We start from the raw sequence: 22,756 nt of genomic DNA, 5'->3' as shown, positions 1-22,756 counted from the left end.
CATACAAGTAAGGAGTGATGTTAAATGAATAAATTATTAATTAAAACTTATGCTAAGAAAATTTTCGAATTTCTAATCTTTGGACGAGAATATAGAACTCCTGAATATGCTTATGTTCGTGTAAATCAAAATCCTAAGAGAAATATATATGATGATAGATTTCAAAGATAAATTCATATATTAAATTTAAATAGTGATGTTTTTTAGCTAAATATATAATTTTTGTAAAAAAGAAGCATACCATATTCTATGTATGCTTCTTTTTTACATTTATTTAATAATCTGTTTTATTTCACAACTTATAAATAATTTAACTAGTCGTTTCATTTACTTTTTAAAAAGTTGAATACTATTATATTCTGAAACCATTCTATCAATATAAAAATAAAGACGTGTTTGAATGTCTTCATCATCATCTGGACCAACCAGTCCTGGCTTAGCATCTAATTCTCCCGCATCAAATGTTTTATTATTTACCATGTTGACCATGTTATTAACAAAACTATGATATGCCTGTACAAATTCTTTAAATCCAGAAGTATGCGTTGTTCCACCTTTTATATCTTGCTTTTGGAAATCTAAATAGGCCTTATTATAATCATCCAAAAGCTTCTTATATTCATCTAAATTCATGCTAAATAAATTTTTATTGGTAATATTATTATCAATAAAATATCTATAAAGCTCTTCAGATTTAATAAGCATATTTAACGTGTGGTATGAATCCATATCTTCACTATCCTCATATTTTTTTAATTCACTCTGCATATGTTCAATGGATACTTTATCGAACTTTTTATTAAAATTGCTATAGATCTCATCATATTCCTTTACATAGTTGTAAAACTCTTTATGTAATTGCTCTTTTGTTTTATCATTTTTCTTTCCATACTCTTCGTTACCACCATAAGCATAATAAATTTCGCTAATTAAATCATAAACTTTTTGTGTTGCATCAGCCAATTTAATTACATCTTCATCAATTTCAATTTTAGGATTTGAATTTGCAGCTTTTTTTACTTTTTCTATATTATCGTATTTTTGCTTCAAAATTGGTCCCATATCAACTTTATTTGGATTATACTTATGTTTTAGGATTTCACTATTACCTTTACTCTTAAAATATAAATCAATAGATTGATTATAACAATCAACGATATCATTATTGAATTTTACATAACATTGGTATTTCTTATCATATTCAGCATCAGAATTTTTGCCATTATTACTGCTAACATTGTTAGTTTCAGAGCTTTTATAATTACTTTCACTTTTATTGCCCTTTCTGCTATTATCATTTTGAAATAAAGCAATAGCTATAGCTACTAATAAAAATGAACAAAAATAGAATATCAACAGTCTTTTTTTCTTTTTTGCGAATTCTATTTTTTTATCATCAATTTCCGTATTAATATCATCAATATTTTTATATCCTATATCACTTCTATGTAATAATCTATAATCAGGATGATTATCTAAAAACCATTTCTTAAGTTCAGGTTTCTTATAAATTAAATCATCAATTTCTTCACAGTTTAGCTGTAATCTTTTCTCACGTTCCTTTAATGCTATTTTTTTAGCTATAATATTAAATATAAAACCAATAATAAACATAACAATACTTAGAATAACACTAAAAATGATAATTGATAATAAATTAGATTCTCCTGTTTTGTTCTTCTCACCTATTGCCTTGATTAATTGGACAAGAAAAGTCACAGGTATTATCTTCCCAAATATATTAAATACTCCTCCTGTTATTGATAATATAGTAGCTATTTTACTCTCTTCATATGTTTTATAATTGAAACTAACATGCATTATTTCCCACTCCTCAACTTTCCCCACAATATTTGTATTATACTATTTTTTAACTAAATAGGTAAAGTCTAATAATACTTTTATATTTGCTTTTTGTATTAATTTTGTATATATTAGAGAAAATAGAAATAATTAATACAAACTTTGTCTGAAGGGAGCTGTAAATTATGTCCACCAGAAAACATTTATTTAAATTTTTACTAATTACGTTAATAGCAATTATATTTAATTTAGCTATATGGTATTACATGGGCTCTGATAGCGCCTTAGAATTTCTTGGAGGGTATATTATTGAGCTTAGTCTTAGCGTTGATAACTTATTTCTCTTTTTACTGATATTCTCAAGCTTTGGAATCAGTGCAACATATCAAAAAAGAGTATTAAGTTATGGTATATTTGGAGCTATTATATTAAGATTTATATTTGTTATATTAGGGATTGCTATTATAAATACCTTCAAATGGGTCTTATATGTGTTTGGAGTCCTGCTCATTATTAGTGGTATAAAAATAATGATTAATAAAGAAGAAGATGTATCCTTTGAAAATAGTAAATTAATAAAACTTTTAAAGAAAATAGTTCCAGTTACTAAGGAACTTCACGACGAAAAATTCTTTGTTAAAATTAATAATGTTCTTCATGCAACGCCTTTATTTGCTTTGCTATTTTTAATTGAAGGTTCAGATTTACTTTTTGCCATAGATTCAATACCTGCTATCTTTGCCATAACAACAAATGCTTTTATAGTATATACCTCAAATATTTTTGCTATATTAGGACTTAGAAATTTATATTTTATTCTTGAAAAGCTTCACAGTACCTTTGAATACGTAAAGTATGGAGTCGGATTAATACTTATATTCACAGGAATAAAACTTGGTATATCATTTAAATATCATATATCAGTTGGAGCTTCACTTACTGTTATTATCTCTATACTTATACTGAGTGTACTAGTTTCTATAATGATTAATAAGAAAAAACAGAAGTAAATATTGTATAATGAAAAAGGAGCCAAAAGTTGTTTGATTAATTCTACCATTAATCAAACAACTTTTCTTTCTTGCTTACAAAGTTAACGCCACTCCTTAAGACTATTCTAAATAATATATTATATTCCCCTTATCAAAACGAGATTAAATGGATTTTCTTACTGATAATGAATTTCATTTACATTTTTAAAATCATCTGCTATATTATTGTTAAGAATAATTTTATTGTGATAAGTCTTTATTTAAAAAATAATTATCACAAATAATTTAGGAAGCAATATTAATATATACCAGAAAGGATAAAAAATAATGTTGAACCAAGAAATGTATCATGACATAATTGAAGCATTGGCTGCAGCATTAGATGCAAAGGATGTTTATACAGCAGGCCACTCTACAAGAGTTGGTAATATGGCCTATGAATTAGGCAAGAAATTAAAACTAGATGATTACACTTTACAAATGATCCATATAGCTGGTCACTTACATGATATTGGGAAAATAGGTGTTCCTGATAATGTACTTAATAAAAAAGGTAAACTTGACGAACATGAATGGATGCAAATGAAAATGCATTCTGAAATAGGATATAATATATTAAAAAATACGAATAGTTTAAAAGAAATTGCTAGAATAGTTTTATATCATCATGAAAAATGGAATGGAACTGGATATCCATCTAAACTTTCTAAAAATGAAATTCCATTAGGTTCTAGAATAATAGCCCTTTGTGATTCAATTGATGCTATGAGAAGCAAAAGACCTTATAAGCAAGTAATAAGTAATATTGATTGTTATAATGAAATATTAAAAAATAAAGAAATAATGTATGATCCTAAAATAACTGATTGCTTAATTGAAAATTGGAATGTTATTGTAACACCCCAATACTCATAAAATATTATTAATTAATTATTTATTTATAAATATTTCTTGACAAAAGTTCTCAATTAGTATATTCTCTAATTGAGAATGATTTTCATTTTATTTTATACAATTCTAAAAGTTTTCCTCTACTTTAATTAATAAAAAAAATTAAAATGGAAACAATAAGAATATGTAGAAAATTTTTCAGCATAAAAATAACTTGGCGGTGATATAAAAATGGGATATTTAGATTTTCACAACAAATTAAATTCATTAGAAGATAAAGAATATATTGAAACTTTTTTGGTTTACAATGTGTCTTTGATAATTGCAGGAGTTAAACCAGCTGTTACAATAACATTGAAAAAGAATAAGCACAAATTATATAATAGTTGGAAAAGTTTTGGGCATTCATTTATAAAAGATATTAACTTAAACTATATTGAATTAAGAAATGATTCCACTGCACTTATTATTATGATTTATGAAGAATCCTTACTAGAAAAATATTTAAATTATGAGCAAAATCAAGATTTTTTAATTAATCTAGGCTATTCTAAAAATTCTTCTATTGATACTTATGTTAATACACTAAAATCAAGATATGCTCAATATCATTGTCCTCACGAACTTGGGTTATTCCTCGGAATACCTATTAAAGACGTCAAAGATTTTATGGAATGTGAACCCAAAAAATGTTTATTATGCGGTTACTGGAAAGTATATAACGACAGTAATAGAGCAAAAATAATTTTTAACAACTATGATAAAATAAAAGAATATACAATAAAAACTATGCTTAAAGGAAACTCATCGCATGACCTAGCTTTAAGCATAAAAAGCTCCTTTAATAAAAAAGTACAGTATATATAATCCTCCAAATTATATATTTACTAGCCATAATTAGGATTTTCAGTCCACATACCTGAAAATTCACAAAATGAACACAAACAAACTATTTTAAATTTCCTTAATAATATACATTCCATAAAATTTATATAAAACCTTCCAAGAAGATATAAGTTATCATGATTCTTACTTCTTGGAAGGTATTTTTTTATTCTATTACACTAATTCTCTCTTTATTTTTCCATTTAACAAATATTAATTCCGATGTAAAAAAAGCAGTAATAGGTATAATTAAAATAATTCCTATACCACAACACATTGACTGAAATACTTCTGAACAAAATACCTTTGCATTTATTATTGTTGCAAAAGAATAATTAAGTTGATTGAAATATATCATTAAAGTCATAAAACCACTTATATATGCAAAAAATAATGTATTTGTCATTGTTCCTAAAATATCTTTTCCTATATTCATGCCTGATTTAAATAATTCATGTTTTGATATAAGTGAATTATTCTTATAAATTTCATTCATAGCTGAAGATATTGATATGGATACATCAATAATCGCCCCTAACAATCCAATCAATATTTCACAGACAACTATTTTAGAAAAATCAATTTGAACATATAAAGAATAAAACGAAACCAGATCTATTTGTTCATTACTAAAGCCTTGTATTTGTGCATTTATTCCCAGTTTATACGTTGCAAGCATTACTATTAGTATTACTGCTATAACAGATAGCAGCGACGCAAATGTTTTTTTATTAAACCCATTAATGAAAAATAAACTAAAAAAGCTAATAATCATTGCTCCTATAAAAGTAACTTTAATTGGATCAATTTTAGCACCGATTAGTATGAGCATAAAAAATAACGTACCAAAATTTAAAATTAATGTAAAGAAGGATTGTATTCCTCTTCCACCACCAACAGCTGCCATAAGAATTAATAGTATTACTAGTAATATTAATATAATATTCATAACTTAAATTTCTCCCATATTATGATTTTTAAGAATTAAAATCGAAACATATATTGTAATAGGAATACTTAATACAATTCCAATGCTTCCAACAATTGCTCTCATATATTCTAGCGATAGATCAATGCTGACTATATAGGTAATAGGTACACCATTTCTTAAAAATAACAATATAGTTGGTATGCTGCCACTTAAATATGCAAAAACTAAAGTGTTAGACATAGTTCCCATAATGTCTTGTCCAATTTCTCTTGCAGATCTAACTATGACTCTTCTACTAGTATTAGGATTCTTATCATATAATTCCTTAACCGCTGAAGAAATTGAAATTGCAATATCCATTATTGCTCCCAAGGTTCCTATAATTAACTCTATGAAAAATATTGTTTCTGGAGGCTGAGTAAGAAAATCCATTTCTTCAAAGTGGACCCCACTCCAATTGTTTATTTTAATAACAACTCCTGCTATTATCATTGATATTAATGTTCCCGTTAAAGTTCCAACTATTGCTGCAAAACTTTTCTTGTTTCTACCACTAACTATAACAATAGAAAAAATTATAAAAAGTATACTAGCTATTATTGAACATATCATTAAATAGTAACCCTTAGTGAACAATTCAGTTATAATAAGCAAAATAATAATATTCACAATTAAACTTGCTAAGGATCTAATACCTTTTTTTTGTCCAACTAATAGTATTAGAATAATAAATATGATCATTATTAACACAATATATTTATCTCGTTTAAATTCAGTTATTTTTACAGATGATATATTATGGTTATCATTATCAGTAATTGATAAAAAGACCTCATCATTTACCTTTAAATTAAGATCATTAACTTGTGAAAATGAAGTTATATTATTAGCTTCAACTACTTCCCCTTTATGATTTCCATTCATTATGATTGTTTTAATTTTTTGATTTTTCATTAATTCTATTTTTCCATCATCTGTCTTTTTATCAAATTCTTTTTCTTCTATTGAAATTATTTTACCTATTGGTTTATCATAGAAACTTTCATTATTAGATATAAAGAACAAACTTATTAAAGATATTATTATCAATATTGCACCAAGCACTAATTTCTTTTTACTAAATTTATTTATTTCAGTAGCCCTAAAATTGAATATTTTTTTGATTAAATCTTTAGACATTTTCCACCTCGCTAATTTAATAATGCGTTTGCAAATTAACAATAAAATTTACATTTTAAAATTATACTCTTCTGATTTTATTTAATCAAATATAACTTCGTATTACTCTTTATAATCAAACAATAATTACTTTCAATTTTTAATAAAAAAAGTTAACCTTGCATTTTATACAAAATTAACTTTCCAATTACTTTATACTATTTTATTATTTTTAAGGAAACCTAAATCTTCCAAGAAGCTGCTTCTAATTGAATTTCAGCCATATGCTTATATATTGTTCCTTCTTTTACTAATTTCTCTGGACTTCCCTGTTCCGCTACAATACCATCCTTTAAGACTACAATTTTATCCGCACCTGTTACTGTTCTCATTCTATGTGCAATAATAAGTACTGTTTTATTTTCAATAAGTCTTGATAATGCTTCTTGTATTATAGTTTCATTTTCAACATCTAGTGAAGCTGTTGCTTCATCTAATAATATAATAGGTGCATTCTTTAAAAAGGCTCTTGCAATTGATATTCTTTGACGTTCACCACCTGAAAGTTCAGAGCCATTTTCACCAATCATTGCATTCCATCCTTTTGGCAATTTCTCTACAAATTCATCACAATGAGCAAGTTTTGCAGCTTGTATTACTTCTTCATCTGTAGCATTTTTTCTTCCAATACGGATATTTTCCATAATAGTATTGTTAAATAAAGTAACATCTTGAAATACAATTGAATGTAATCCCATTAATATTTCAGGATCAATTTTTGAAATATTCATACCTCCAATAGTAATTTTCCCTTTTTTAATATCCCAAAATCGTGCTGCTAATCTTGATACCGTAGTTTTTCCACCACCAGATGGTCCAATTAATGCAGTAACCTCTCCTTGTTTAGCTGTAAAGGATACATTTTTTAATACAGTTTCCTTATTAGCATATGCAAATTCAACTTGGTCAAATACAATGTCATAACCTTTATTTGTGAGTGCTTCAACACCAGTCTGTACATCATGTTCAAGTATCTCATTCATACGTTCACACTGGATATTAGCTGCAATAATAGCTGCTAAATTCTGCAATGACATTTGCATAGGATCATATAATCTTGATACCAAAAGCAAAAACATAAAGAAAGTCAAAACATCCAAACTTCCATCTACAAGAAGCATTCCACCAGTAAGTGCAACGGTAGCTATTCCAAGCTTTAAAATCATTTGGGCTGATGCAACAAAAATGGCAGTTCCAAGTTCTGTAATTATTGAACGTTTTTCTACATTTTTAATTTTTATATCCAATTGACCCATATATGTTGCTTCTGCATTGTTTGCTTTCAAATCTCTAACAGATTCTAAACACTCTTGAATTCCATCTGCACAAGCCATTTTTACACCCATTTGTTTTTTTCCTAGTGTATATTGTACTTTTGATGAAAGTAAGACAATTATAAATGAAACAGGAAGCACCCATAAAGCTGCTATTGCCATACGCCAATCAAAAAAGAATAAGCTCACTGCAACTAAAAAGGTTGAAATAATAGATCCTATAAGCTCTGGAATCCAATGAGAAGATGCAGTTTCCAGCGTAGAACAGTCAGCCATAATCGTACTTGTTAAATCCGCCAAATCCTTTTTTCCAAAGAAAGAAAGAGGAAGTTTTCTTAGTTTTTCAGCTAAGGATATTCTCCTAATCCCACTTTCTATGTATGTTGCTAAAAATGTTGCATTATACTGAAAATATGTTGTAATGAATATTAACACTAAACATACTGCAATACCAATTATATAGTAGGAGAGATTAATTCCTCCAATATTATTATGCATCAAATCTCCCACCAGATAATAAAGAAGTCCTACAGGCATCATTAGCACAATATATGATAAAGTACAAGCGATGAATGCTTTTATCATGTCTTTTGCACCTTTTTCAGAAAGTGCATACTTATGTTGCAGTTTTTCAATTAATTTCACTTTTAACACCAACCTTCCATTTTACAGCACTATTATATTGGTTCCACATATGTGAATATAATCCCTCTTGTTGTATTAATTCTGAATGAGCTCCAAATTCACAGATACCTCCATCTTTTAAAACATAGATACAATCTGTTTCTGTAACAGTAGAAAGTCTGTGTGCTATTATAAATACTGTTTTTCCTTTTGATAAAATTGAAAACGCCTCTTGTACCTTTGATTCATTATCTGGATCAGCAAAAGCTGTAGCCTCGTCCAGTATTAAAATAGGAGCATTTTTTAGCATAGCCCTTGCAATAGAAATACGTTGCATCTCACCTCCTGAAAGGTAATTTCCTTTTGTTCCAATTATAGTATCAATTCCATCTGTCATTTTTTCTATAATATCCTCACACTGAGTATCTTTTAGTGCTTTTAATACTTCTTCCCTTGTGGCGTTTGGTTTGGCAAGTCTAACATTTTCCAAAATGGAAGTTTTCAAAAGTCTACTGTCCTGAAATACAAAGGATACTATATTCATCAATTCTTCTTTTGGAATATCCTTAACATTTGCGTTTCCAATTAAAACTTCCCCACTATCTACATCCCAAAAACGAGCTATTACACTAGCTAAAGTTGTTTTCCCACCTCCAGAGGGACCAACAAAAGCTACATGCTCACCTGGATTAATTTTCAATGAAATTCGGTTTAAGGCATTTTCTTTTGCATCTTTATAGTGAAAGGACACATCCTTAAGTACCACTGAGTTATCTTTTGGATTTTTAGGTGCTTTGGTTTCTACTAGTAGCTTCATGTCCATTATGCTATCAATACGCTCTAATGCATCCTCAACTATCATCATATTTTCACTGGAAAACATAATTTTATTTAATGTAACTGTTATAATAGGCGTAATTATAATATAGAACAAAAGATTTAATAAAAACTCATTTGTAACTCCATTTTGGGTAAAAACTAAAGCCGCAGCTATTAATACAGCAAAAACTGAATTAATAGCTGTAGTATAAAATACCATTGGCATACGTAAATCCTTAGTATAAGAAATAACCCACTTTTCATAACTGTCTATGGCGCTTTTAAATCGCTTAAACGAAAATACAGACTGTCCAAAGGTTTTTACTACTGGTATACCACGCACATATTCAACTGCTTCATTTGACATCTGTTCTAAAGAGTTTTGATATTCTTTCATTTTTTGCTTCATCTTGGTTCCAGTCATTGCTGACATAATAATAAAAGCAATCACAACAGGTATTAAACTTAGCATTCCAAGACGCCAATCAAATACCAAAAGCATAGCAAGCAGACCAATTGGAGTTGCTAAAGCACCTGCTCTATCAGGCAATTGGTGAGCTAAGTAAGTCTCAGTCGCTGCACTAGACTCATTTACAATTTTTCTAATCTTCCCACTTCCAACATCATCCATAAATCCTAAAGGTAAGGTGAGAATATGATGCATAGCTCTTGATCGCATATTTGCCTGAACACGAAAAGCCGCTATATGAGAGCACATTAAAGCTCCTATATAAATAACCATAGAACAAGCCGAAAAAATTACTGCCATCCAACCATAATATGATAGATTTTCAGCTGCACTGTAATTTGGTGAAACCTCCAATACATCTTTAATAATTTTCCATATATACACGAATGGTATTAATGCAAAAAGTGCACTTGCCCCAGATAATATCCAAGAAGCTATTGTTAGATATTTAAATTTTCCGGCATATCCAAATAACTTTGACATACTAGATTCCTTTTTCATTTCAAAACCTCTCCTTTTATTTAAAACTGACCTATTTAAACTCTTTACAAACATGTTAGTCACAACTAACCCGTACATATTTTTATCATATTTATCAAACCTTTATTAATTAGATTTAATATATTTAAATTTTATATGTTGCCATATCTCCTTTCCTATATTCAGTTGGCTTCACTCCAAAAACCTCTTTAAAAGCCGCTGCAAATTTACTTTGATTTTCATATCCAACACTTGCTGATATATTCATAACAGTTTCATCAGTCTTCCTAAGCATCGCTGCAGCATATTCCATTCGGTAAGCCTTTGTATATTTTGCAATACTTTTACCATACATAGCTTTAAAACAGTTCTTTAGTCCAATTTGACTGATGCCATGTCTATCTGACAATTCTTTTAGAGTAAAATTCTTAGATAAATCGTTAATAATCTCATCATGAATATTTTTCACAAGTTCTGTTTGAGATTTTAAGTAATATTTGTTTTTAGCTTTATTTCCATTGGCGCAAGTCTCACTTAATAGCAAAAGAAGTTCTACCACCTTAATTTTCATATAATTATCTTTCGCCTTTTCTTTTAAGTTAGGTAAATTATTTAAATCTAAAAAAATTCTTTCGATCTTTCCTCCAACCCAGTTGATACAATTTCCAACTTTCCAAAAATACTTTTCTGTAGGAAATAACTTTTCTTTGAATTCATTTATATCTCCTAAAGCATAATTTAAAATTCCTGGCATAGAATAAGACAGTTTATTAACATACAAGTATATAGATACTCCTTTATATTTTGCAGCTGGTAATGTACTAACTATTGGAGGATATTTCTCTACTAATCCTGCATATAAATCACCACTCCTCATATATACACATCCTCCACCTTCAAAGACACATTCTATATTTCCCTCATGACAATAACTAATTTCTATCATTTCATCTTGTATATCTTTTACATTTACCTTATTGGCAACTTCTACCAAATCCTTATTCTCAAAATCTTCATAACGAATAACTATTCCTGGTAAAACTTCAAATAAACAAATATCAATATTTTCTTCAATATAAATTTTTTTCAAACAAATTCACCTCTAATCTAGCTACATATTTTCTTAATAGAAATATCGCAATGAGTTAGTTCTAACTAACCTAATTAAATTATACTCTGATGAACATTTAACTTCTAACCCAAAATAACATATTTAGCTCCAAAATAAAAACAAGTTAATTGTAAGTAGTTATGAATATTCTTTTAATGTTCATATTTAATAAGATATTCTCTGAGGCTACTTATATTAGGTGTTGACATATTTGATTTTTTAATCAATTCTAAAAGTGCTCTATCTAAATATTCCATTTCATAATATGCTGATTTACAATGATCACTTATTGCAAGCCTGCCAACAGGTGTTAGTGCACATATCTTTAATCCATAATAAACTATTTTTCTGTGATTTTTTAGCAGTTTCAAAGTATTTTCAGGATCAATTTTATATCCTAACTTAACTAATACATCACAGCCTTCTAATATTGCATCAATAACAGCATTTAAAGCCTTTTTATTCCATGCTATTTTTTTCAAATCACAATTTGACATATATGCTAAATATGCAAGCGGCATAATCAATGCTATATGTGTCTTAAAAAAATCATCCATATTTTTGTGATAATGCACTTTAAACCTTGTTTCCATAAATATTTTTTCTATAATAGGTCTATAATCATTCTTCCCATCTAAATCCCCAATATCAAAATCTGGATATTTTGTATGTACGCTAATCACTTTACTCTCTTCACGTCTTCCACCGATACTAAAAAAACCAAAAAGTATCCTAGGATTACTTGTCGATGTTTTTCTAATTTCCTCTCTTATTTCTTTTGCTTTATCTTCATTACCAACAAACACAAATAAAGGGCATCTAACATTGGCACTGATTGCTTGCAATACCTCTTTTACTTGCAAGTTCTGCATGACTACAAAAGTCACATCATATTGCTCATCTATCAGTAACTCTTTTACTATATTAATTTTATCTACTGTTGTTTTTCTTTGTAGCCAATGTCTAATTACTAAGCCTTTTTCTTTTAGTTCTTGATATCTTTTGCCTCTTGCAAGAATTGTAACCTTATGACCTACCCTTTTTAATTCATGAGCCGCATAAGACCCTACGACACCTGCTCCATATATTAATATTTTCATTAACCTTCATCCCCTTAATAAATTTTCACTAAATACACACCTAATCGACAGCTTCAATATACAATTTTATAATATGCAATGTTTAACAATCTCAATCCATTTATTTGGCCCACATAAAAGAAGTTCTTCATGTAATAAACCATGTTGGATAATATGAGGTCTAATAAAATGCTGCTCATATCTATTTTTATATTGTTCTCCCATTTTAGCAGCATACAAGCAATGAATTGTTGTATTTGGTACTTCAATATTGTCCTCTAGTTTTGTTATAAGATCAGTATAAAATTGATTTTTCATACTCTTCTTAGTAACAAAGGACATATCAACACCACCTACACCCATCATATAAAGTGCATTTTTTGTATACTCTTCTCCACACTTTTTTAGCATATATTTTCTAAGGAATCTAGGAATTCTTCCACAATGCAATATCCCATAAAATAATAAAACCATAAGATTTGTTTGAACTACAGCAATTAGTCTTGTAGCTTGATCCAAATCTGAGCTGCCTAAAATTCCATGTTCCATATGAATTTTTTTTCGTTGCACCATCAAACCTACGAAAGAACCTCCTAAAGAGCACCCATATACAGCATGTATTTTCCCATTAAATCTTTGCTTAATATAATCTTCAATTTTTGCTACTTCAGTGAGCATATCACGAAACTCTGTTTTTTCTGTTTCGTCAAAACCATCATAGGATACACATACAACAAAAAAATCTTCTGCTAACAAATCTATTACCCGAGAAAAATTATTTTTCCAATGACAGCAGGTTCCAGGCAATAACATAATAGCCAAGTTTTCATCATTTCCAAATTCATATACTTTCAAAAGTATCACCTTCTCTATTATTTAAAATTTAGGCATGCTCCTATCTATATTATTAAATCAACTAACAAAGAATATAAAATTAAAATCAGCTAGTCATTTTTAACCCCATACAATTATACTTCTGTTATTTTTTATTACAAACTCTAAGATATATATTTAGCTACCAAATTAAAACTTTTCTAATACTAATTTTTTTAGCAAAAATTCTTACCCTAGAAGACTATAATATTTGATGTTGACTATATATTATGATATACTTACGTCGATAATCATTGAACTTAACTGCTTAAAGTTTATAGAAGGAAGGTTTGTAATATGAATGTAAATGAATCAGCCGAAAATTATTTAGAAACTATTTTAATATTAAGCAAAAACTTGCCTGCTGTTCGTTCTGTTGATGTTGCTAATGAACTCAATTTTAAGAAATCTAGTGTGAGTGTTGCTATGAAGAATCTCCGCGAAAAGGAATACATAATTATAACAGATGAAGGTCACATTTCTCTAACTAAAGAGGGGAAAAAAATAGCAAGTATGGTCTATGAAAGACACACTTTACTATCTAGTTTGTTAGAATCTCTTGGAGTAAATGCCCAGATTGCTACTGAAGATGCCTGTAGAATTGAACATGTTATAAGTACTGAAAGTTTTGAAGCAATAAAAAAATATGTAGAAAAAAATATATTCAAAAATTAACCCACAATTATTTTTTTATAATTGTGGTTATCCCTTATAATGAGTTATATTTTATATACATGATTTGCTTTATTGACATAAAAATATCTAAAATTTTATATTTCAAAAGTTCCTTCCTAACATCTTTTATACTATTTACTATTACTAAATTTACAATCTAATATTTTTTTCAATGCAGTACCACTACTCTGATGACATCGAATAAGTTCTGCTTTATTTGAATCTAAATTAGCTAAAGCACATTGTATCATTTTATGAGATACAGTATTTGTAAATAGGACTAGTAAATCTGGTTTTCCTATTTGTTTACCTAAATTGTTAGGCATTTGCGTAAATATTTTTGCTTTACAATTATAATTTTTACATATTCTTTTGTACTCACATACCATTCGATCATGTCCACCAATTATAACAATACTCATTTATCATCTCTCCTTTTTTATAATAAAAATTTTCTAAACAAAATTCATTATGTGTATTCTTTTAATGTTAGCGATTATCTAGTTAATATGTTTTGCCCTAACAACTAAAATATTTTAACTCTTCCTTAATTGTTCCTACTTAATATCTTCATCAAGTTAGTCTTAACTAACCCAATAATATAATACTCTAATTTCTTTCTATAATTCCTATAACTATATTTATTATTGTTAGAATTTTTACAATTATCTCAGCAATAATTAACTCTTGTAAATATTCAAATTAAACTAATATTGGTTAGTTTTGACTAACTAATATCAGTTTAATACAATTTACACAAATTGTCTAGTGTTATAAAAAGAACTTTAAACACTTGAAATTGAATAATATCTATTAATTTATATAACAGCATTATTGATAATGATTTTCATTTACATTTTATTTATTTTATGCTATATTATTTTCAGGCTTAATTTTATCGCGGCAAATTTCTGTATGGAGATGATAATTATTATGGCAAAAATGAGAACACCGAGATTTAAATTATGTAGAAGATTAGGATTAAACGTTATAGGACATCCTAATGCAATGAAGAGAGCAAACAATGGCAGTGCAAGAAATGCTAAAAAACTTTCTTCTTACGGTATACAATTATTAGAAAAACAACGTTTAAGAGCATATTACGGAGTAATGGAAAAACAATTCTCAACTTATGTGAAAAAATCTCTTAAAGATAAGGAGCAAACTGGCTATTCTCTAATTAAAAGATTAGAATGTAGACTTGATAATATAGTGTACAGACTTGGATTTTCGAATTCATTAGCTGGAGCACGCCAAATGGTGGTGCATGGACATTTTTTAGTAAATGGCAGCAAAGTAAATATACCTTCCTTTAATGTAAGCATTGGAGATGTAATTACTTTAAGAGAAAAATCACAAAAAAATGAATTATTTAAAAATAATTTTTTATCTAATTATTTAAATAAATATCCATATTTAGATAAAACTGAAAATGATTTTTCAGGCACTCTTCTAAGACATCCTCTTAGAAATGAAGTACCTATTGAAATAAATGATTCCTTAGTTGTAGAATACTATTCAAGATTAAGTTAATAATTAATTACTCTTAAAAGATAACTAAATATTTGATTTTCAAATATTTAGTTATCTTTATGATTAATCAATATAAAAAGGAGGTATTACGAATTTGAAATTCAATATAAAAAGTGAAAAAAATATTTGTAAGAATCCATATAAGCGTCATTATTTCTGGGAACATAAAATTCTTAGAAATGATAATTTATGGGAAGGTTATTTTGAAAATGAATGCATAACTAAAAAGTCAAGAATAATTTATACTGGAATCCTAGATAATGAAAAAAACATAGTACACTTTGGTTTTGCTGTTTATCCATCTGTTTATAAGTTATTAGGCTTTTTAGAGCATGTTTTCCTTCCTACAGCCTTTTTTACTTGGTTTGATCGCAAATCCCTTGATTTTTATATACCACTATCACCATATCCAACAGTTGTTAGTGAAGTCCTTGAATATACTAAAGATATTGATTTAAATATGATTAATTCTATAAATAATTCTTACGACTTCTTAAACAATTTATGGCTATTTGATGAAAAGCTGCTAAATATAGCTTTGAAGTCATTTTGTGAAAAATTTAATAATGAATGGGATAAAGATTTTGATCAAAAAATATTTTTAAAGATATTTGATTCACCTTCCGATGTATTCGACTTTATAAAGAATTCAATTGGTTGGTCTGATTATGATGAGTTCATAGCCGAAGAACTTTCTATGAGCTTAGATACTCTTAAATTTACTTGTAACAATGTTCTGACGGAACCTTTGCTAAATAAAAAGTTCATTGATATATTAAATACTCATATGCCAATTTTATTTTAAAACATTTCCAAGAACTAATACTTGACAAAATTGTATATTAGTTGTAATATCTTATTGAGAATGATTTTCATAATTATTTATTTAATCAAAGGAGTGATACTTTAATGAAAATAATATATTGGTCAGGAACAGGTAATACTGAAAAAATGGCTGAACTAATAAAAAACGGAATTGTAGAAGCTGGCAAAAACGCTGAAGTCACATCTGTTTCAGATGTAAATGTTGATGAACTTTTAAAAGATGAAATACTTGTTTTAGGTTGTTCAGCTATGGGTGATGAGGTACTTGAGGAATCTGAATTTGATCCTTTTATAGATGAAATTTCATCTAAAGTGTCAGGTAAAAAAGTTGCACTTTTTGGTTCTTATGGCTGGGGTGATGGTCAATGGATGAGAGATTTTGAAGAAAGAATGATTGGATATGGTTGTTCTATAATAGATACCCCATTAATAATTCAAAATGAGCCTGATGGCAATGAACAAGAGTGTTTAGATTTTGGAAAAAAAATAGCACTTGCATAAAGTTAACTACGAAATAATCTTAAAATGTTAACTTATTAAACCTAGTTTACTATAACTTAATTTGTTAAATATTTTATGGCTATATTAACAATGAATACACATAGCTCCCTATATCATATAATTTGTTAATATGAATTGTATATTTTATACCTATTTGCGTGATTAACCAAATTGTATTTTCAGTTTGCACACACTGAAAAACTTAACGCATGAATACAGACAAGCTCGTAATAACTAAAAATAAAATATATATTATCCATAAAATTATAATATATCAGGACTTTCTAAAAATAAAATTTAATACAATGAGATGAATTTATATAAATTTCATCAACATTCGTTGTATTATATTTATTTTAAGAAAGTCTTTTCATCTAGAATTTAAAAAGCAAAATGCTCTATTTGTTTTATTTCCATTTATTATCTCCTACTCTTAAACGACAATGACTTTCTTTTACATCGATTATAGTATATGATATATTATTTTTAAGCCTCTATATATTCTTATTTTATTAATTAAAATCTAATAAAAATTTAATTATATTTTAGGCACACTTTAAAATTTTAAGGAGATTAAAATGAATTTTAGTAAATTAGACAATAAAACAAAAGGAATAATTTTTATAATATTATCCGCATTTGGCTTTGCTATGATGTCAGCATTTATTAAGCTATCTGGGGACCTTCCTTCTTTTCAAAAAACCTTTTTTAGGAATGCAATTTCATTAATCGTTGCTTTTGGACTTATATTAAAAAATTCAACTAGCTTTTTTGGCAAAAAAGAAAATCAAAAACTTTTAATTATCAGATCCACTTTAGGGACCATTGGAATTATTTTCAATTTTTATTCAATTGATAGGTTAGTTTTATCTGATGCAAATATGTTAAATAAGCTTAGTCCTTTCTTTGTTATAATATTTTCATGGTTATTTCTAAATGAAAAAATTAATTCAAAACAAATTATATCAATAATAATTGCCTTCATAGGAGCACTATTTATAATTAAACCTGCTTTTAATTTAGAGATAATACCTTCTCTAATCGGCGCATTAGGAGGTATAGCAGCTGCTGGTGCCTATACTTGTGTGAGAGCATTAAGTGGTAAAGAAGCCCCTAATACCATAGTGTTCTATTTTTCATTTTTTTCAAGCATAATAACATTCCCTTTAATGCTGTTATCATACGAACCAATGACCTTACTTCAATTTTTCTTCCTTATTGGTGCTGGCATCTCTGCCAGTCTTGGTCAATTTGGTATAACTTTTGCCTATAAATACGCTCCAGCCAGAGAAATTTCTATTTTTGATTATACAAATATAATTTTTTCGGCCTTAATTAGCTTATGCTTATTTGGAATCCTTCCAGACATTCTAAGCTTCATTGGATATATTGTAATATTTTTTGCTTCTTTATATATGTTTATATTCAACAAAAAATAAAATTTAAATCTTTATACAACATTTCCTGTTATAGAAATACTATCCTAAGCATAGTATGATATTGGATTATTTTCGAAACAGGCGATAAGCATCAAGCTGAATATAAAAGGTTTAGAACTTATAGGCAAGGGTACTCAAGGTAAGGTATATAAAATAAACTCTCAAAAGTGTATAAAAATCTTTAAAAAAAAGAAAGATTGCAATAATGAAGTAAACTCACTAATAATGGCTCAAAAAGATGAACATTTCCCTAGGCTCTATGAATTTGGAGAAAAGTACATCATCAGAGAATACATTAATGGAGTTGAATTAAATGAATATTTGCTGACAAAAAAGCTTACTGGTCAAATCTCAAGCAAAATTATTAAGCTATATGATGCTATGGTTAAGGTAGGATATTTAAGACAAGATGCTGCAATTTTTCATATTATAGTATTACCTTCTGTTGAACTAAAGCTCATAGATACAGCCAAAGCAATGAAAAAAAGATCAACAATACCAAATTTACTTATTAGTGGTTTAGAGGATATTGGATACAAAGAAGAATTTTTTAATTTTTTAAAAGATAACAGACCAGAATTATATATTCAATGGATAAATTATTCTAAGAAAAAATATAAAAAGAAAGGTTGAACACTTAATAAATAATTTTGGCTTTTGGTGGTGATATAAAAATGAGATTTTTAGTTTTAAATGATTCAAAAGGTAAAGACAATGGTATTAATAGAAAAGTATTATCAAAACTTCTAATTGAATCTTGTAAGTTAATTCCTAATGTTGATTATATTATATTAGGTGGCGATAACATTGCTGGCAGCAAAAAAGAAAAGGAAGTAACTAACCAACTTCAAAACTTAAGAAGTTTAATAGAAAAATATTATCCAAGAACTCCTTTAATACCAGTGCTTGGAAATCATGAGGTCAATAATGAACCTGAAGACGATAGCTTCGAAAAAATTTTCAGCATATTTTACAAGGATATGTTGCCTGATTCTGAACTTAGAGATTATAACAAGACAGTATACCATGTTGATTTTGAGGACACCAGACTTATAATATTAAACTCTTTTCACTTTAATGAGATACACAAAATTTCAAAGAAACAACTTTTATGGTTTAAAGAAGCTGCTTCAGCGGATATAAAAAATAAGATTGTATTTGTTCATTCTCCTGCTTTTCCTACCGGTGCACATTATGGCAATTGTCTCGACAGTTTTCCAGAACATAGAGATGCTTTTTGGAAGTTAGTTAATGACAATAATATAGATATTGTATTTTCAGGCCATGAACATAATTATTCGAGGCGTGAAATAAACTATGGGAAGAGCATTTATCAAGTTATAACAGGTGGCTGTGGAGAAAAACTTAAAGATAAGTTTAAAGATAAAAATGGAATTGTAATAGCCCCTATTGCTAAATTCCATTTTGTTGTCATTGATATTACTATTAGAGGTATTGAAGTATATGCAATAAGTTCAAAAGGAGAACTTATTGATAAATTTAAAGTGGATAAATAAAGCCATTAAAATATACTTAATATTATTTTACATTTTATAAAAAAATGAAGGAACTTTAGGGCAATTAACCTGTATTCCTTCATTTTTCTATACAACTTTATTTATGACATTTCTTCTTAGAATCACAGCTATCACAGCCACAATTACAAAACTTTCCTTTTTTTATATCTTTGTATTTTTTATATAAAACATATCCAACATATGCACCAATAAGTGCCAAAATTATGTAAGTTGTCATCTCTATCACTCTCCTAAAATCTTATTTAAAATAATTATTATTTTCCTAAAATAAAGATCCAATTTGGAATACTAGTGTTGACATTCCCCATGCTACAGCCAATTGGAATAAGATCATAAATATTGTAAATTTCCATGAATTTGTTTCTTTCTTAACCGTTGCAATTGTGGCCATACAAGGCGTATATAGTAGACAAAATATCATAAGTGAGTATGCATTAAGTGGTCCAAAGCCATATTCTCCAAGGCTTCCAGCCATCGCTGCCATTCCAGCTACTGAAGTTATATTAGTAACACTGAATAATACTGTAAAGCTTGATACAACTACTTCTTTAGCAGCTATTCCAGATATAAGTGCTACAACTATTTGCCACATTCCAAGACCTGCTGGCTTTAATACCGGCACCAATCCTCTTCCTATGCTTGCACCAAAACTTTGAGAGATATCTTCTACCATTCCAGTAAAATTGAAATTTAAAATAAACCACATAAAAATTGAAGCCACAAAAATTGTTGTTCCTGCTTTTGATAAATAATCTTTAACCTTTTCCCAAACATATATTGCTATTGTTCTTACATTAGGAGCTTTATATTCTGGAAGTTCTATTAACAAGGTATTAACTTCTTTCTTATATCCTATTTTCCCTGCAATAATAGCCACTAAAATTGCAACAACTAGTCCAATTACATACATTGAAAAAGCAACTGCCATTGCATAATTTGGAAAGAACACTTCTGAAAATAAAACGTATATAGGTAACCTAGCACTACACGACATAAATGGTGTTATAAGAATAGTCTTTAATCTATCTTTTTCATCTTCAAGGGTACGTGCTGCCATCACTGCTGGAACTGTACATCCATAGCCTAATATCATTGGTATAAATGCCCTTCCTGATAACCCCATCTTACCCATAAGGCCATCCATAACATAAGCAACTCTTGCCATATACCCACTATCCTCTAAAAACCCTAAAGCTAAGAAAAGAATAAAAATATTAGGTAAAAAGGTTAATATACCTCCAACTCCTGCAATAATTCCATCTACTATTAATGATGTTAAAGTAGCACCAACATTTAAACTTTCCAGTAAAGTTTTTGTTGTTTCTGAAAACGCATCTAATCCTACTTCAAAACCACCTTTTAAGAAGTCACCTATAGTAAAAGTGAAGAAAAATACTAAGGCCATTATAATTAAAAATACAGGTATGCCGAAATATCTGTTAGTTAATACACTATCAATCTTATCAGTTGCTTCAGCTTTTTCATCTTTATTAACTAAAACTTCTTCAATAATTTCTTCAATAAAATCATATTTTTGATTAGTAATGTCTGCTTCATAATTTCTATCAATAATATCTGATAAATCAACTGGATATTTTTCTTGTATTTCAATATCCATTTCTAATAATTTAATTGCATGCCATCTAACATTATTTATTACTCCATATGTGTTTTCTAATCGTTCAGATACAAGGTCAATTTTTTCTTCAATTTCATCACTATAAACAACTACACATTCTTGATGATGATCATGTTTATGTTTACTCATCTTATTATTTTTATGCTCATGCTCTAGATTGTCCAGCTTTTTATCTTTATGATGAACTACTGCATGCATTAATATGTCTAGTCCTTTTTTCTTCCTTGCAGATACAGGCACCACAGGAATTCCTAGCATTTCTGGAAGTCTGTGAAGGTCAATCTCCATGCCTCTTTGCTCTACTATATCCATCATATTTAAAGCTAGCACGACAGGCTTTCCAAGTTCTATTAATTGAAGTGTTAAATATAAATTACGTTCTAAACTTGATGCATCTGCTATGTCAACAACAACATCTACTTCATCATCTAAGATATATTGTCTAGATACCTTTTCTTCCATTGAATAAGAGGTCAAACTATATATTCCAGGCAAATCTACTAATTTAAAATCATTCCCCTGATATTTATAACTGCCTTCTTTTTTTTCAACACTAACACCTGGCCAGTTTGCGACTTTAAGCTTTGCTCCTGTATAAGCATTAAACAAAGTTGTTTTTCCACAATTGGGATTTCCCACAAAGGCAACATTTAATGATTTCTCCACGTCTATTCCTCCTCGCTGACTAAAATGCCTTCTGCTATTTTCTTTCCTATAGCTAATCTTGTTCCTCTAACTTTAAATATAATTGAACCACTTTTCTTATTATTTAGTATTTTTACTTTTGTTCCATTTGTTAATCCAAGAGCTTGAAGCCTCCTTCCTATATTTTCATCAACATTTATATTTAAAACTATATATTCATTTCCTATAACTCCATTAAGTAAATTCATAAAATCACCTTCTCTAAGCTTGTAAAGTCTCTCACATATATTTAGTTCTCAATATATATATTACACTAAATGAGTTTTTACTTCAATAGTGAGTGATAATCGTTATCTATTGTAAAATATTAACTATAACAATGAATTTAAAGTTCTTCATTAAAACCACATCAAAAAAAAGGCTGAAAGTTTGATTATACTTGAAGTTGTAAGATGAAAGTAGACATTAAAAAAGTATGTCTACTTTTTTGTTATAATAAAAAATAAGAGGAT

The 22,756-nt window shown here is 28.1% G+C and carries 23 protein-coding genes; 11 read left to right on the top strand and 12 right to left on the bottom strand.

Annotated features, from left to right (window positions below; all coding sequences use genetic code 11):
* Positions 1–24 precede the first annotated feature (24 nt).
* The gene (locus L3B98_RS27820; RefSeq protein ID WP_015393964.1) at positions 25–171 is read left to right on the top strand and encodes a hypothetical protein; all 147 of its coding nucleotides are present in this window, start codon (positions 25–27) and stop codon (positions 169–171) included.
* 156 nt (positions 172–327) lie between these two features.
* Here L3B98_RS27820 and L3B98_RS27815 read toward each other — a convergent pair whose 3' ends face one another.
* Complete coding sequence (locus tag L3B98_RS27815) at positions 328–1,821, bottom strand: YiiG family protein (protein ID WP_238919080.1); 1,494 nt, start codon at positions 1,819–1,821, stop codon at positions 328–330.
* Positions 1,822–1,988: 167 nt separating this feature from the next.
* Between L3B98_RS27815 and L3B98_RS27810 the strand changes: the two genes are divergently transcribed.
* The 3 genes from L3B98_RS27810 (at position 1,989) to L3B98_RS27800 (ending at position 4,553) form a co-directional block, all read left to right on the top strand.
* Complete coding sequence (locus tag L3B98_RS27810) at positions 1,989–2,813, top strand: TerC/Alx family metal homeostasis membrane protein (RefSeq protein WP_238919079.1); 825 nt, start codon at positions 1,989–1,991, stop codon at positions 2,811–2,813.
* A gap of 309 nt (positions 2,814–3,122) precedes the next feature.
* Positions 3,123–3,710, top strand: coding sequence for an HD-GYP domain-containing protein (locus tag L3B98_RS27805; RefSeq protein WP_077364556.1), 588 nt, complete (start codon positions 3,123–3,125; stop codon positions 3,708–3,710).
* 207 nt (positions 3,711–3,917) lie between these two features.
* Entirely contained in the window at positions 3,918–4,553 is a 636-nt protein-coding gene (locus L3B98_RS27800) for a DUF3793 family protein (protein ID WP_015393968.1), read from the top strand.
* A 184-nt stretch (positions 4,554–4,737) separates the two neighbouring features.
* On the opposite strand, the gene L3B98_RS27795 is transcribed toward L3B98_RS27800, so the two are convergent.
* The 7 genes from L3B98_RS27795 to L3B98_RS27765 all read right to left on the bottom strand — a co-directional run bounded on the left by L3B98_RS27795 (position 4,738) and on the right by L3B98_RS27765 (position 13,440).
* Positions 4,738–5,520 carry a YibE/F family protein gene (locus tag L3B98_RS27795; protein ID WP_238919078.1) on the bottom strand — a complete coding sequence of 261 codons (783 nt, stop codon included), beginning with the start codon at positions 5,518–5,520 and terminating at the stop codon, positions 4,738–4,740.
* Between the two features lie 3 nt (positions 5,521–5,523).
* On the bottom strand, positions 5,524–6,681 hold the full coding sequence (locus tag L3B98_RS27790) for a YibE/F family protein (protein WP_238919077.1): 1,158 nt from the start codon (positions 6,679–6,681) through the stop codon (positions 5,524–5,526).
* Between the two features lie 221 nt (positions 6,682–6,902).
* Positions 6,903–8,579, bottom strand: coding sequence for an ABC transporter ATP-binding protein (locus L3B98_RS27785; protein WP_238919088.1), 1,677 nt, complete (start codon positions 8,577–8,579; stop codon positions 6,903–6,905).
* 46 nt (positions 8,580–8,625) lie between these two features.
* The gene (locus L3B98_RS27780; RefSeq protein WP_238919076.1) at positions 8,626–10,407 is read right to left on the bottom strand and encodes an ABC transporter ATP-binding protein; all 1,782 of its coding nucleotides are present in this window, start codon (positions 10,405–10,407) and stop codon (positions 8,626–8,628) included.
* A gap of 124 nt (positions 10,408–10,531) precedes the next feature.
* Entirely contained in the window at positions 10,532–11,476 is a 945-nt protein-coding gene (locus L3B98_RS27775; protein ID WP_238919075.1) for an AraC family transcriptional regulator, read from the bottom strand.
* 173 nt (positions 11,477–11,649) lie between these two features.
* Positions 11,650–12,597, bottom strand: coding sequence for a ketopantoate reductase family protein (locus L3B98_RS27770; protein ID WP_238919074.1), 948 nt, complete (start codon positions 12,595–12,597; stop codon positions 11,650–11,652).
* 66 nt (positions 12,598–12,663) lie between these two features.
* Positions 12,664–13,440: an alpha/beta fold hydrolase gene (locus L3B98_RS27765; protein WP_343073713.1), complete on the bottom strand. Its 777-nt coding sequence runs from the start codon at positions 13,438–13,440 to the stop codon at positions 12,664–12,666.
* Positions 13,441–13,746: 306 nt separating this feature from the next.
* Between L3B98_RS27765 and L3B98_RS27760 the strand changes: the two genes are divergently transcribed.
* Complete coding sequence (locus L3B98_RS27760) at positions 13,747–14,124, top strand: metal-dependent transcriptional regulator (protein ID WP_238919072.1); 378 nt, start codon at positions 13,747–13,749, stop codon at positions 14,122–14,124.
* A gap of 131 nt (positions 14,125–14,255) precedes the next feature.
* On the opposite strand, the gene L3B98_RS27755 is transcribed toward L3B98_RS27760, so the two are convergent.
* Complete coding sequence (locus L3B98_RS27755) at positions 14,256–14,546, bottom strand: DUF2325 domain-containing protein (protein WP_015393977.1); 291 nt, start codon at positions 14,544–14,546, stop codon at positions 14,256–14,258.
* Between the two features lie 511 nt (positions 14,547–15,057).
* On the opposite strand from L3B98_RS27755, the gene rpsD reads away from it, so the two are divergent.
* From rpsD to L3B98_RS27725, 6 genes are all read left to right on the top strand, one after another.
* Positions 15,058–15,657, top strand: coding sequence for a 30S ribosomal protein S4 (rpsD, locus tag L3B98_RS27750; RefSeq protein WP_238919071.1), 600 nt, complete (start codon positions 15,058–15,060; stop codon positions 15,655–15,657).
* Positions 15,658–15,751: 94 nt separating this feature from the next.
* Positions 15,752–16,462 carry a hypothetical protein gene (locus L3B98_RS27745; RefSeq protein ID WP_238919070.1) on the top strand — a complete coding sequence of 237 codons (711 nt, stop codon included), beginning with the start codon at positions 15,752–15,754 and terminating at the stop codon, positions 16,460–16,462.
* A gap of 104 nt (positions 16,463–16,566) precedes the next feature.
* Positions 16,567–16,983: a flavodoxin gene (locus L3B98_RS27740; RefSeq protein ID WP_015393980.1), complete on the top strand. Its 417-nt coding sequence runs from the start codon at positions 16,567–16,569 to the stop codon at positions 16,981–16,983.
* 578 nt (positions 16,984–17,561) lie between these two features.
* The gene (locus tag L3B98_RS27735) at positions 17,562–18,422 is read left to right on the top strand and encodes a DMT family transporter (RefSeq protein WP_238919069.1); all 861 of its coding nucleotides are present in this window, start codon (positions 17,562–17,564) and stop codon (positions 18,420–18,422) included.
* Positions 18,423–18,647: 225 nt separating this feature from the next.
* On the top strand, positions 18,648–19,055 hold the full coding sequence (locus L3B98_RS27730; RefSeq protein WP_238919068.1) for a hypothetical protein: 408 nt from the start codon (positions 18,648–18,650) through the stop codon (positions 19,053–19,055).
* Between the two features lie 41 nt (positions 19,056–19,096).
* Entirely contained in the window at positions 19,097–19,939 is an 843-nt protein-coding gene (locus L3B98_RS27725) for a metallophosphoesterase (protein WP_077364580.1), read from the top strand.
* A gap of 97 nt (positions 19,940–20,036) precedes the next feature.
* On the opposite strand, the gene L3B98_RS27720 is transcribed toward L3B98_RS27725, so the two are convergent.
* From L3B98_RS27720 to L3B98_RS27710, 3 genes are read right to left on the bottom strand one after another with little or no spacing between them, the layout of a single operon-like run.
* Entirely contained in the window at positions 20,037–20,177 is a 141-nt protein-coding gene (locus L3B98_RS27720; protein ID WP_015393984.1) for a FeoB-associated Cys-rich membrane protein, read from the bottom strand.
* Positions 20,178–20,222: 45 nt separating this feature from the next.
* Positions 20,223–22,265: a ferrous iron transport protein B gene (gene feoB, locus L3B98_RS27715; RefSeq protein ID WP_238919067.1), complete on the bottom strand. Its 2,043-nt coding sequence runs from the start codon at positions 22,263–22,265 to the stop codon at positions 20,223–20,225.
* Positions 22,266–22,267: 2 nt separating this feature from the next.
* Positions 22,268–22,492, bottom strand: coding sequence for a FeoA domain-containing protein (locus L3B98_RS27710; RefSeq protein WP_077364584.1), 225 nt, complete (start codon positions 22,490–22,492; stop codon positions 22,268–22,270).
* Positions 22,493–22,756 lie beyond the last annotated feature (264 nt).

Source organism: Clostridium sp. YIM B02555 (genome assembly GCF_022320955.1).
Taxonomy (GTDB): domain Bacteria; phylum Bacillota; class Clostridia; order Clostridiales; family Clostridiaceae; genus Clostridium; species Clostridium saccharoperbutylacetonicum.
The sequence above is the reverse complement of the archived record's forward strand: the minus strand, read 5'-3'. Positions and strand labels throughout refer to the sequence as shown.

What these genes read in the sequence shown, in the direction of transcription:
- L3B98_RS27820 (WP_015393964.1), top strand. Translation starts at nt 25, where the DNA reads ATGAATAAATTATTAATTAAAACTTATGCTAAGAAAATTTTCGAATTT.
- L3B98_RS27815 (WP_238919080.1), bottom strand. Translation starts at nt 1,821, where the DNA reads ATGCATGTTAGTTTCAATTATAAAACATATGAAGAGAGTAAAATAGCT.
- L3B98_RS27810 (WP_238919079.1), top strand. Translation starts at nt 1,989, where the DNA reads ATGTCCACCAGAAAACATTTATTTAAATTTTTACTAATTACGTTAATA.
- L3B98_RS27805 (WP_077364556.1), top strand. Translation starts at nt 3,123, where the DNA reads ATGTTGAACCAAGAAATGTATCATGACATAATTGAAGCATTGGCTGCA.
- L3B98_RS27800 (WP_015393968.1), top strand. Translation starts at nt 3,918, where the DNA reads ATGGGATATTTAGATTTTCACAACAAATTAAATTCATTAGAAGATAAA.
- L3B98_RS27795 (WP_238919078.1), bottom strand. Translation starts at nt 5,520, where the DNA reads ATGAATATTATATTAATATTACTAGTAATACTATTAATTCTTATGGCA.
- L3B98_RS27790 (WP_238919077.1), bottom strand. Translation starts at nt 6,681, where the DNA reads ATGTCTAAAGATTTAATCAAAAAAATATTCAATTTTAGGGCTACTGAA.
- L3B98_RS27785 (WP_238919088.1), bottom strand. Translation starts at nt 8,579, where the DNA reads ATGATAAAAGCATTCATCGCTTGTACTTTATCATATATTGTGCTAATG.
- L3B98_RS27780 (WP_238919076.1), bottom strand. Translation starts at nt 10,407, where the DNA reads ATGAAAAAGGAATCTAGTATGTCAAAGTTATTTGGATATGCCGGAAAA.
- L3B98_RS27770 (WP_238919074.1), bottom strand. Translation starts at nt 12,597, where the DNA reads ATGAAAATATTAATATATGGAGCAGGTGTCGTAGGGTCTTATGCGGCT.
- L3B98_RS27760 (WP_238919072.1), top strand. Translation starts at nt 13,747, where the DNA reads ATGAATGTAAATGAATCAGCCGAAAATTATTTAGAAACTATTTTAATA.
- L3B98_RS27755 (WP_015393977.1), bottom strand. Translation starts at nt 14,546, where the DNA reads ATGAGTATTGTTATAATTGGTGGACATGATCGAATGGTATGTGAGTAC.
- rpsD (WP_238919071.1), top strand. Translation starts at nt 15,058, where the DNA reads ATGGCAAAAATGAGAACACCGAGATTTAAATTATGTAGAAGATTAGGA.
- L3B98_RS27740 (WP_015393980.1), top strand. Translation starts at nt 16,567, where the DNA reads ATGAAAATAATATATTGGTCAGGAACAGGTAATACTGAAAAAATGGCT.
- L3B98_RS27735 (WP_238919069.1), top strand. Translation starts at nt 17,562, where the DNA reads ATGAATTTTAGTAAATTAGACAATAAAACAAAAGGAATAATTTTTATA.
- L3B98_RS27730 (WP_238919068.1), top strand. Translation starts at nt 18,648, where the DNA reads ATGGCTCAAAAAGATGAACATTTCCCTAGGCTCTATGAATTTGGAGAA.
- L3B98_RS27725 (WP_077364580.1), top strand. Translation starts at nt 19,097, where the DNA reads ATGAGATTTTTAGTTTTAAATGATTCAAAAGGTAAAGACAATGGTATT.
- L3B98_RS27720 (WP_015393984.1), bottom strand. Translation starts at nt 20,177, where the DNA reads ATGACAACTTACATAATTTTGGCACTTATTGGTGCATATGTTGGATAT.
- L3B98_RS27710 (WP_077364584.1), bottom strand. Translation starts at nt 22,492, where the DNA reads ATGAATTTACTTAATGGAGTTATAGGAAATGAATATATAGTTTTAAAT.